At 71.3% G+C, this 8,330-nt stretch carries 7 protein-coding genes; 5 read left to right on the top strand and 2 right to left on the bottom strand.

Annotated features, from left to right (window positions below; translation table 11 throughout):
* The 3 genes from ACIRFH_RS36255 to ACIRFH_RS36245 all read left to right on the top strand — a co-directional run.
* Positions 1 to 336: vitamin B12 dependent-methionine synthase activation domain-containing protein (locus ACIRFH_RS36255; protein ID WP_403530762.1), on the top strand; the 336-nt coding region annotated here is incomplete at its 5' end.
* Between the two features lie 139 nt (positions 337 to 475).
* Positions 476 to 1,177, top strand: coding sequence for an HAD family hydrolase (locus tag ACIRFH_RS36250; RefSeq protein WP_403530759.1), 702 nt, complete (start codon positions 476 to 478; stop codon positions 1,175 to 1,177).
* Between the two features lie 445 nt (positions 1,178 to 1,622).
* On the top strand, positions 1,623 to 3,227 hold the full coding sequence (locus ACIRFH_RS36245; protein WP_403530756.1) for an ABC transporter substrate-binding protein: 1,605 nt from the start codon (positions 1,623 to 1,625) through the stop codon (positions 3,225 to 3,227).
* 72 nt (positions 3,228 to 3,299) lie between these two features.
* Here the strand turns inward: ACIRFH_RS36245 and ACIRFH_RS36240 are convergent, their stop codons facing one another.
* Together ACIRFH_RS36240 and ACIRFH_RS36235 are read right to left on the bottom strand one after the other, a co-directional pair.
* Positions 3,300 to 3,971 carry a response regulator gene (locus ACIRFH_RS36240; protein WP_403530753.1) on the bottom strand — a complete coding sequence of 224 codons (672 nt, stop codon included), beginning with the start codon at positions 3,969 to 3,971 and terminating at the stop codon, positions 3,300 to 3,302.
* A gap of 14 nt (positions 3,972 to 3,985) precedes the next feature.
* On the bottom strand, positions 3,986 to 4,972 hold the full coding sequence (locus ACIRFH_RS36235) for a RecB family exonuclease (RefSeq protein WP_403530751.1): 987 nt from the start codon (positions 4,970 to 4,972) through the stop codon (positions 3,986 to 3,988).
* A gap of 172 nt (positions 4,973 to 5,144) precedes the next feature.
* On the opposite strand from ACIRFH_RS36235, the gene ACIRFH_RS36230 reads away from it, so the two are divergent.
* A complete protein-coding gene (locus ACIRFH_RS36230) occupies positions 5,145 to 6,644 on the top strand; it encodes a site-2 protease family protein (RefSeq protein WP_403530748.1) in 1,500 nt (499 codons plus the stop codon).
* 112 nt (positions 6,645 to 6,756) lie between these two features.
* Positions 6,757 to 7,659 (top strand): tRNA (adenine-N1)-methyltransferase, encoded by a 903-nt coding sequence (locus ACIRFH_RS36225; protein WP_403530745.1) that lies wholly within the window; start codon positions 6,757 to 6,759, stop codon positions 7,657 to 7,659.
* Positions 7,660 to 8,330 lie beyond the last annotated feature (671 nt).

Raw genomic sequence — 8,330 nt, 5'->3', positions numbered from 1 at the left:
GCCTACCGCGACTACCTCGAACTGCACGGCCTGTCCGTCCAGCTCGCCGAGGCCCTCGCCGAGTACTGGCACGCCCGCGTGCGCGCCGAACTCGGCTTCGGCGGAGAGGACCCGGCCGAGATGGAGGACATGTTCGCCCTGAAGTACCGGGGCGCCCGCTTCTCCCTCGGCTACGGCGCCTGCCCGGACCTGGAGGACCGCGCCAAGATCGCCGACCTGCTCCAGCCGGAACGCATCGGCGTCCACCTGTCCGAGGAGTTCCAGCTCCACCCCGAGCAGTCCACCGACGCCATCGTGATCCACCACCCGGAGGCCAAGTACTTCAACGCCCGCTGAGACCGGCACGGGCCCCGGCCGCACCGTGCCGGGCGCCACTCCGGGCGTTCCGGTTCCGTACGTCGTACACTGGTCGGTCCACTGCAGGCCGGTTCCCCTCGTGGGAACCGGCCTGATCGTCCCTCAAGGAGGTACGTGGATGACCAGTACGGTCCCCGCGCTCGGAACCCGTACGGCCGAAGGCTCCGCCCTGCAGGCGGTGCTCCTCGACATGGACGGCACCCTGGTGGACACCGAGGGCTTCTGGTGGGACGTCGAGAAGGAGGTCTTCGCCTCCCTCGGCCACCCCCTCGACGACTCCTGGCGCCATGTGGTGGTCGGCGGTCCCATGACCCGCAGCGCGGGCTTCCTCATCGAGGCCACCGGTGCCGACATCTCGCTCGCCGAACTCACCGTGCTGCTCAACGACGGCTTCGAGGAGCGCATCGGACGCAGCCTGCCCCTGATGCCGGGCGCGGTCCGGCTGCTCGCGGAGCTGTCCGAGCACGAGATCCCGACCGCTCTTGTCTCCGCCTCGCACCGGCGCATCATCGACCGCGTCCTGGCCTCGCTCGGCCGCGACCACTTCGCGCTCACCGTCGCCGGCGACGAGGTGCCGCGCACCAAACCCCACCCCGACCCCTACCTGGCCGCCGCCGCCGGACTCGGCGCGGATCCGGCCCGGTGCGCCGTCGTCGAGGACACCGCGACCGGAGTCGCCGCCGCGGAGGCCGCCGGCTGCCACGTCGTGGCCGTCCCGTCGGTCGCCCCCATCACCCCGGCCGCCCGGCGTACCGTGGTGCGGTCGCTGGAAGAGGTCGATCTGGCCTTCCTGCGCGGCCTGGTCACACACGTGGGCTGAGCGACCGCGCAGCGTGCGGGGCCGCCGCCCGGCACGATGCGCGAACGGCCCTCCGCCCGGGTCCGGGAGCCGCGCACCGGACGAAAAGCGGCCGCTGCGACGGCCGGATCACGGCAGCCGCCGAACCGTCCACATGTGACGTTCGCCACCTGTCGTGGGGTCGACAGGCAGGTGCGGCTGTGCTGACGCCCGCCGGGAGAACGTTGTCGGCACGCCCATGTGTCCCGATTGGTGAAGCGCTGCACTAATCCTTCCGCTGTCGGGTTTTCGGTGCGTCCGCGCCCGGTTTCGCTCTGTGATGAGCCCTCAACTCCGGGGGCTTCGGGCCCCCGTGCGGGCGCGGACTAATCTCGTCGCGAGAACCTCAGCCACTACCCCTGTGACCGGCCTGCGACACCCCTGCATGCCGCATACACGGACCCAACAGCTCTGGAGAAACTCGAGCATGAACCGCAAGACTTTGGTGCTGCCGGCCGTCATCGGCCTGCTCGCCCCGGTACTCGCCGCCTGCGGCGGGTCCGACGGCGGCAGTGGCGGCGGGGACGCGGTCGTCGTCGGCACCACGGACCGGTTCACCGCCTCGAAGGAGGCCCCCGCGCCCCTCGACCCGGCGTACGCCTACGACGTCGGCGCCTGGAACATTCTGCGCCAGACCGTACAGACGCTGATGGTCCAGCCGCGCGGCGACGGACAGCCGGTGCCCGAGGCGGCCGAGAAGTGCGGATTCACCGACACCGGCAACGAGCGCTACGCCTGCACCCTGCGTGACGGCCTCAAGTTCGCCAACGGCGACCCGGTCACCGCGGCCGACGTGAAGTACTCGATCGAACGCGCACTCTCCCTCAAGGCCGCCACCGGCGTGTTCTCGCTGCTGTCCACCATCGACACCGTGGAGACCCAGGGCGACCGCGAGGTCATCTTCCACCTCAACACCGCCGACGCCACCTTCCCGTTCAAGTTGTCGACCCCGGTCGCCGGCATCGTCAACCCGGACGACTACAAGAAGGACAGCCTGCGCGACGGCTTCGAGGTGGACGGCTCCGGCCCCTACACCATGAAGCCCGAGATCAAGGACGGCGAACTGGCCAAGGCCGTGTTCACCAAGAACCCCCACTACAAGGGGAGCCTCAAGGTGAACAACGACAAGGCCGAGATCGTCTCCTTCGCCGACGCCCAGAGCATGGGCACCGCCCTCGAGAAGGGCGACATCGACCTGATGACCCGTGCGATGACGCCGGACCAGGTCCGGAAGCTCTCCGAGGACACGGGCGGCGACGTCGACATCATCGAGGTGGCCGGTCTCGAGATCCGCTACCTGGGCTTCAACACCGATGCCCCGACCGTGAAGGACAAGGCCGTCCGCAAGGCGATGGCCCAGCTCATCAACCGCAACGAGCTCGTCTCCGCGGTCTACGGCTCCCAGGCCGAGCCGCTGTACTCGATGGTCCCGGCCAGCATCCCCGGCCACTCCAACTCGTTCTTCAACACGTACGGCGAACCGAGCGTGAGCAAGGCGAAGGCGATGCTGGAGTCCGCGGACGTCACCACGCCGGTGAAGCTGACCCTGAACTACACCACCGACCACTACGGCGCCGCGACCAAGCAGGAGTTCGAGCAGTTGCAGAAGCAGCTGAACGACAGCGGTCTGTTCGACGTCGAGATCGAGGGCATCCCCTGGAAGGTCTTCAACCCGGCCGAGCTGAAGGGCGAGTACGACGTCTACGGCATGGGCTGGTTCCCCGACTTCCCGGACGCCGACAGCTTCCTGGCGCCGTTCCTCGACAAGGACAACGCCCTCAACTCGCCGTACACCAACGTCGAGGTCATCAACAAGCTGATCCCGCAGTCCCGGCGTGAGGCCGACCGCCTGTCCGCAGCCGACAGCCTGACCCGGATGCAGGACGTCATCGCCGAAGACGTCCCGCTGATCCCCCTGTGGCAGGGCAAGCAGTACGTCGCCGTCCGCGACGACATCACCGGCACCGCCTACGCCCTCAACACCTCCTCCTCGCTGCAGCTGTGGGAGCTGGCCCGCGGTGTGAGCGGCTGACGCACCCGGCCCCGGCACGACCGAAGGGCGCCCTCTTCCCGGGAAGAGGGCGCCCTTCGGTCGTGCCGGCGGCTACTGCGCGCCGGGGCGCACCAGCCCGCTCTCGTACGCGTACACCGCGGCCTGCACCCGGTCGCGCAGCCCGAGCTTGGTCAGCACATGCCCGACGTGCGTCTTGACGGTGGTCTCGCTGACGAACAGGTCGGCGGCGATCTCCGCGTTGGACAGGCCACGCGCCACCAGCTTCAGGACCTCCACCTCGCGGTCGGTCAGCGTGTGCAGCGTGTCCGGCACCGACTCCTCGCCGGAGGGCAGATGGGTGGCGTACTTGTCGAGCAGCCGCCTGGTGATGCTCGGCGCGAGCATCGCCTCGCCGTTCGCCACCACGCGGATCGCCTGCACCAGTTCGTTGGCCGGGGCGTCCTTCAGCAGGAACCCGCTGGCACCCGCCTTCAGCGCCTCCACCACGTACTCGTCGAGGTCGAAGGTGGTCAGCACCAGCACCTTGGCCGGACCGTCCCGCTCCGGGCCGGTGATCTGCCGGGTCGCCTCCACGCCGTCCATCCGCGGCATACGGATGTCCATCAGCACCACGTCGGGCTGCAACGCCCGCACCTGGTCGAGAGCCTGGAGGCCGTCTCCGGCCTCGCCGACGACCGCGAGATCCTGCTCCGCCTCCAGAATCATCCGGAAGCCCGTGCGCAGCAGCGGCTGGTCGTCGACCAGTAGGACACGGATGGCCACGTAAGTCTCCTTCGCTAGTCCGGCCCCATTCTGCCCTGCTCGGTGGTGCCCGACTCGGCCGCCCTCACCGGCAGCGGGTAGGGCGGGGGAGTGCCGCCGAACTCCGGACAGTGCGCCTGGTGGTCGCACCAGCCGCACAGCTTGGTGGGGCGCGGCCGCCAGTCACCGGTCTCGGTCGCCAGCCGGATGGCCTCCCACAGCGCCAGCAGCTTGCGCTCGACCCGCTCCAGGTCGGCGAGGACCGGATCGTACGTGAGCACGTCACCGCTGCCGAGATAGACGAGCTGGAGCCGCCGCGGGACGACCTTCTTCAGCCGCCACACCACCAGCGCGTAGAACTTCATCTGGAACAACGCGTCCTCGGCGTACTGCGGCCGGGGCGCCTTGCCCGTCTTGTAGTCGACGATCCGCACCTCGCCGGTGGGGGCCACGTCGACCCGGTCGATGATGCCGCGCAGCCGCAGCCCGGACTCCAGCTCGGCCTCGACGAACAGCTCCCGCTCGGCGGGCTCCAGCCGGCTCGGGTCCTCCAGGGTGAACCAGCGCTCGACGAGCCGCTCCGCCTCGGCGAGCCAGCGTGCCATCCGCTCGCCCTCCGGGTCGTCCGCGAACAGCTCCCCGACCTCGGGTCTGGTCTCCCGCAGCCGGTCCCACTGCCCGGGGATCAGCGCTTTGGCCCGCGGTGGCGTGCGCTCGGCCGCCGGCGCGTCGAAGAGCCGCTCGAGCACCGCGTGCACCAGGGTGCCCCTGGTCGCCGCTTCGCTGGGCTTCTCCGGCAGCCGGTCGATCACCCGGAACCGGTACAGCAACGGGCACTGCATGAAGTCGCCGGCCCGCGACGGCGACAGCGAGGCGGGCGCCACGGCGACGGGCACGGGCGCGGATGTGGACGCGGGTGGCTGCGGGTCGGCGACGGCCGGCCCGCCCTCGGCCGCTTCCGCTGCCTCCGCCGGGGTGCGGCCGCCGGCGTCCTCCGCGACGTCCTCGATGCTCGTCTCCATGCCACAGACCTTACGGCCCGCCACTGACAGTGACCCAGCCGCCGCCGTGACCCGCGCGACGGACGGGAGGCATCGGGTGCCGGGGCGGAACGGGCCGCGACGGCCGCATACCATCGACACCAGACCCTCCCGCACGGCAGGCGCGGGAACACGCTTCGAACGAGGGGACACCGTGGACGTGAGCGGCGGGAGCGGGCACCCGCGGCCCGGCAACGACGAGTCGGCCGGTCCCCACGCGGGGTCCCCGCCCCCGGACCCGGGACACCCGGAGCCCACGGCTGCCGACACGCCCGGGGAACAGCCCCGGAGCACGGAAGAGGGCGCCGCAGGGCAGTCACCGACGGTAGGCGAGGACGCCGGGGGACGGACGGAAGCCCCAGGGACCGAGCCCCCGGCCGACACCGCCGGGGCCGACACCGCCGGCGGCGCCGGCGTCCCGCCGGCCGGGCCGTCCCCCGGCCACCACCGGGCCGAGGCCCACACCGGCGGCAGCCCGGGGCGGCCACCGCAGCGCCGGCCCGAGCCCGGAGGCGGGCTGCTGATGGGGCGGCCCTTCGGCGTGCCCGTGTACGTCGCGCCCAGCTGGTTCCTCGTCGCCGCCCTGATCACCTGGGTGTTCGGCGGCCAGCTCGACCGGGTCCTGCCCGAACTCGGCGCCGCACGCTACCTCGTCTCCCTCTTTTTCGCGGTCGCCTTCTACGCCTCCGTCCTCGTCCACGAACTGGCCCACACCGTCGCCGCCCTCCGCTTCAGACTCCCGGTCCGCCGCATCCAGCTCCAGTTCTTCGGCGGCGTCTCCGAGATCGAGAAGGAGGCCGAGACCCCCGGCCGCGAGTTCGTGCTGGCCTTCGTCGGCCCGCTGCTCTCCCTCGTCCTCGCCGGCGTCTTCTATCTCGCCCTGCTCCCCGTCGAGCCCGGCACCGTCCCCGGCGTCCTGCTGGCCGGTCTGATGATCTCCAACCTCATCGTGGCCGTCTTCAACCTGCTCCCCGGCCTCCCCCTCGACGGCGGCCGGATGCTCCGCGCCGTCGTCTGGAAGATCACCGGCAGACCGATGAGCGGCACGGTCGCCGCCGCCTGGGTCGGCCGGGCACTCGCCGTCTCCGTCCTGATCGGACTGCCCCTGCTCACCCAGTCCGGAGCGCTCGGCTCCGGCGCCGTGGACAACGTCGGCATGGACACCGTGATGGACGCCCTGCTCGCCGCCATCCTGGCCGCGATCATCTGGACCGGCGCCGGCAACAGCCTGCGCATGGCCCGCCTGCGCGAGCACCTGCCCGAGCTGCGCGCCCGCGCCCTCACCCGGCGCGCGGTCCCCGTCCCCGCCGACACCCCGCTCTCCGAGGCGCTGCGCCGCGCCAACGCCTCCGGAGCCCGCGCCCTGGTCGTCGTCGACGCCGAGGGCAGGCCGGTCTCCCTGGTCCGCGAGGCCGCCATCGCCGGCGTACCCGAGCACCGCCGTCCCTGGGTCCCGGTCAGCGGGCTCGCGCAGGACCTCACCGACGGCATGCGCGTCTCGGCCGAGCTGTCGGGAGAGGAACTCCTCGACGCACTGCGAGCGGCCCCGGCCACCGAGTACCTGGTCGTCGAGGAGACCGGCGAGATCTACGGCGTCCTGTCCGCGGCGGACGTGGAACGAGCCTTCGTCAAGGCGATGGCACGACCCAGCTGAACACGCCCCGAAGGGGCACGGGTGAACCGCGCGGGCGACCGCACACCGCCCGCACCGCCGCCCGCCCCCTCCGCCGGTCAAGGCTCCGGCAGGGAACCGGTAGGCTGGTCACATGTCCGAACCGACCGGTGCCGCCCGCAGGCGCGGGCCCTTCAAGGTCGGGGACCAGGTACAGCTGACCGACCCCAAGGGCCGCCACTACACGTTCACGCTCGAGGCCGGGAAGAACTTCCACACCCACAAGGGTTCCTTCCCCCACGACGAACTGATCGGTGCTCCCGAGGGCAGCGTTGTCCGCACCACCGGTAACGTCGCCTACCTCGCGCTGCGCCCCCTGCTCCCCGACTACGTCCTGTCCATGCCCCGCGGGGCCGCCGTCGTCTACCCGAAGGACGCGGGGCAGATCCTGGCCTTCGCCGACATCTTCCCCGGCGCGCGCGTCGTCGAGGCCGGCGTCGGCTCCGGCTCGCTCAGCAGCTTCCTGCTCCGCGCCATCGGCGACCAGGGAATGCTGCACTCCTACGAGCGCCGCGAGGACTTCGCCGAGATCGCCCGGCAGAACGTGGAGCGCTACTTCGGCGGCCCGCACCCCGCCTGGCAGCTCACCGTCGGCGACCTCCAGGACAACCTGTCCGACACCGACGTCGACCGGGTCATCCTCGACATGCTCGCCCCCTGGGAGTGCCTGGAGGCCGTCTCCAAGGCGCTCGTGCCCGGCGGCATCCTGTGCTGTTACGTCGCGACCACCACCCAGCTCGCGCGGACGGTCGAGTCCATCCGCGAGATCGGCTGTTTCAACGAGCCGACCTCCTGGGAGACGATGATCCGCAACTGGCACGTGGAGGGCCTGGCCGTCCGCCCGGACCACCGGATGATCGGCCACACCGGCTTCCTGCTCACCGCCCGCCGCCTCGCCGACGGCGTCGAGCCGCCCATGCGCCGCCGCCGCCCCGCCAAGGGCGCCTACGGCGAGGACTACGACGGACCCAACGCCGGCGGAGGCGCCGGCCGCTGAGACGGCCCCGTACCGCCCACAACGTACAGGCGCGGGGGGGGGGGGGGGGGGGGCCCCCCCCCCCCCCCCCCCCCCCCCCCCCCGATCCGGGCGGACCCTGCCAGACGTCCCGAACCAGGTGCCACAGGGAGCGAAGGGGTCAGTGAGTCGATGCCATGGCCTCCCCCTGGGCATCCGGGATGTCGTCGAAGCGGCCATCACCGACCGGCGTGGCCACACCAGCACGCGTCCTGAAGTCGGCACCGTCGGCGCGGCGAACCCGCAGGAGTGTCCGGCGCCGCCGAACCGACCGTCAGCGAGGGGACGATGTTGCCGCGGCCGCCCTCGCGGACCTTCTGGGCCAGTGCGTCGACCCGGACGAACGCACACGGCCCGGCGTCGCGGGGCCAGTTGCAGGGGGCGGGTCGGCTGTTCCAGGGCGGGCGAGGGAAGCCAGCGATTATCACGCCGTGATAGTCACGGCCCGGTGCCGGTGTCCGGGCCGTGACTATCACGGCGTGATAAATCCGAGTGGTCCCTCAGCCGGGGATGAAACCGTGTCAAACTCCGCAAGGTGCTTGCCGTTGCCTCTTGTTGCGTCAGTATACTGACGTCATGGCCTCTCCATACCCTGACGGATACCGGGAAAAGGTGGCGTCCAAGCTGCCCTCGGCGCTCCAGCAATCACTCAA

The sequence above is a fragment of the Streptomyces sp. NPDC093586 genome (assembly GCF_044764905.1).
Taxonomy (GTDB): domain Bacteria; phylum Actinomycetota; class Actinomycetes; order Streptomycetales; family Streptomycetaceae; genus Streptomyces.
The sequence above is the reverse complement of the archived record's forward strand: the minus strand, read 5'-3'. Positions and strand labels throughout refer to the sequence as shown.

Coding starts and splice junctions, on each gene's coding strand:
- ACIRFH_RS36245 (WP_403530756.1), top strand. CDS start 1,623: ATGAACCGCAAGACTTTGGTGCTGCCGGCCGTCATCGGCCTGCTCGCC.
- ACIRFH_RS36225 (WP_403530745.1), top strand. CDS start 6,757: ATGTCCGAACCGACCGGTGCCGCCCGCAGGCGCGGGCCCTTCAAGGTC.
- ACIRFH_RS36250 (WP_403530759.1), top strand. CDS start 476: ATGACCAGTACGGTCCCCGCGCTCGGAACCCGTACGGCCGAAGGCTCC.
- ACIRFH_RS36235 (WP_403530751.1), bottom strand. CDS start 4,972: ATGGAGACGAGCATCGAGGACGTCGCGGAGGACGCCGGCGGCCGCACC.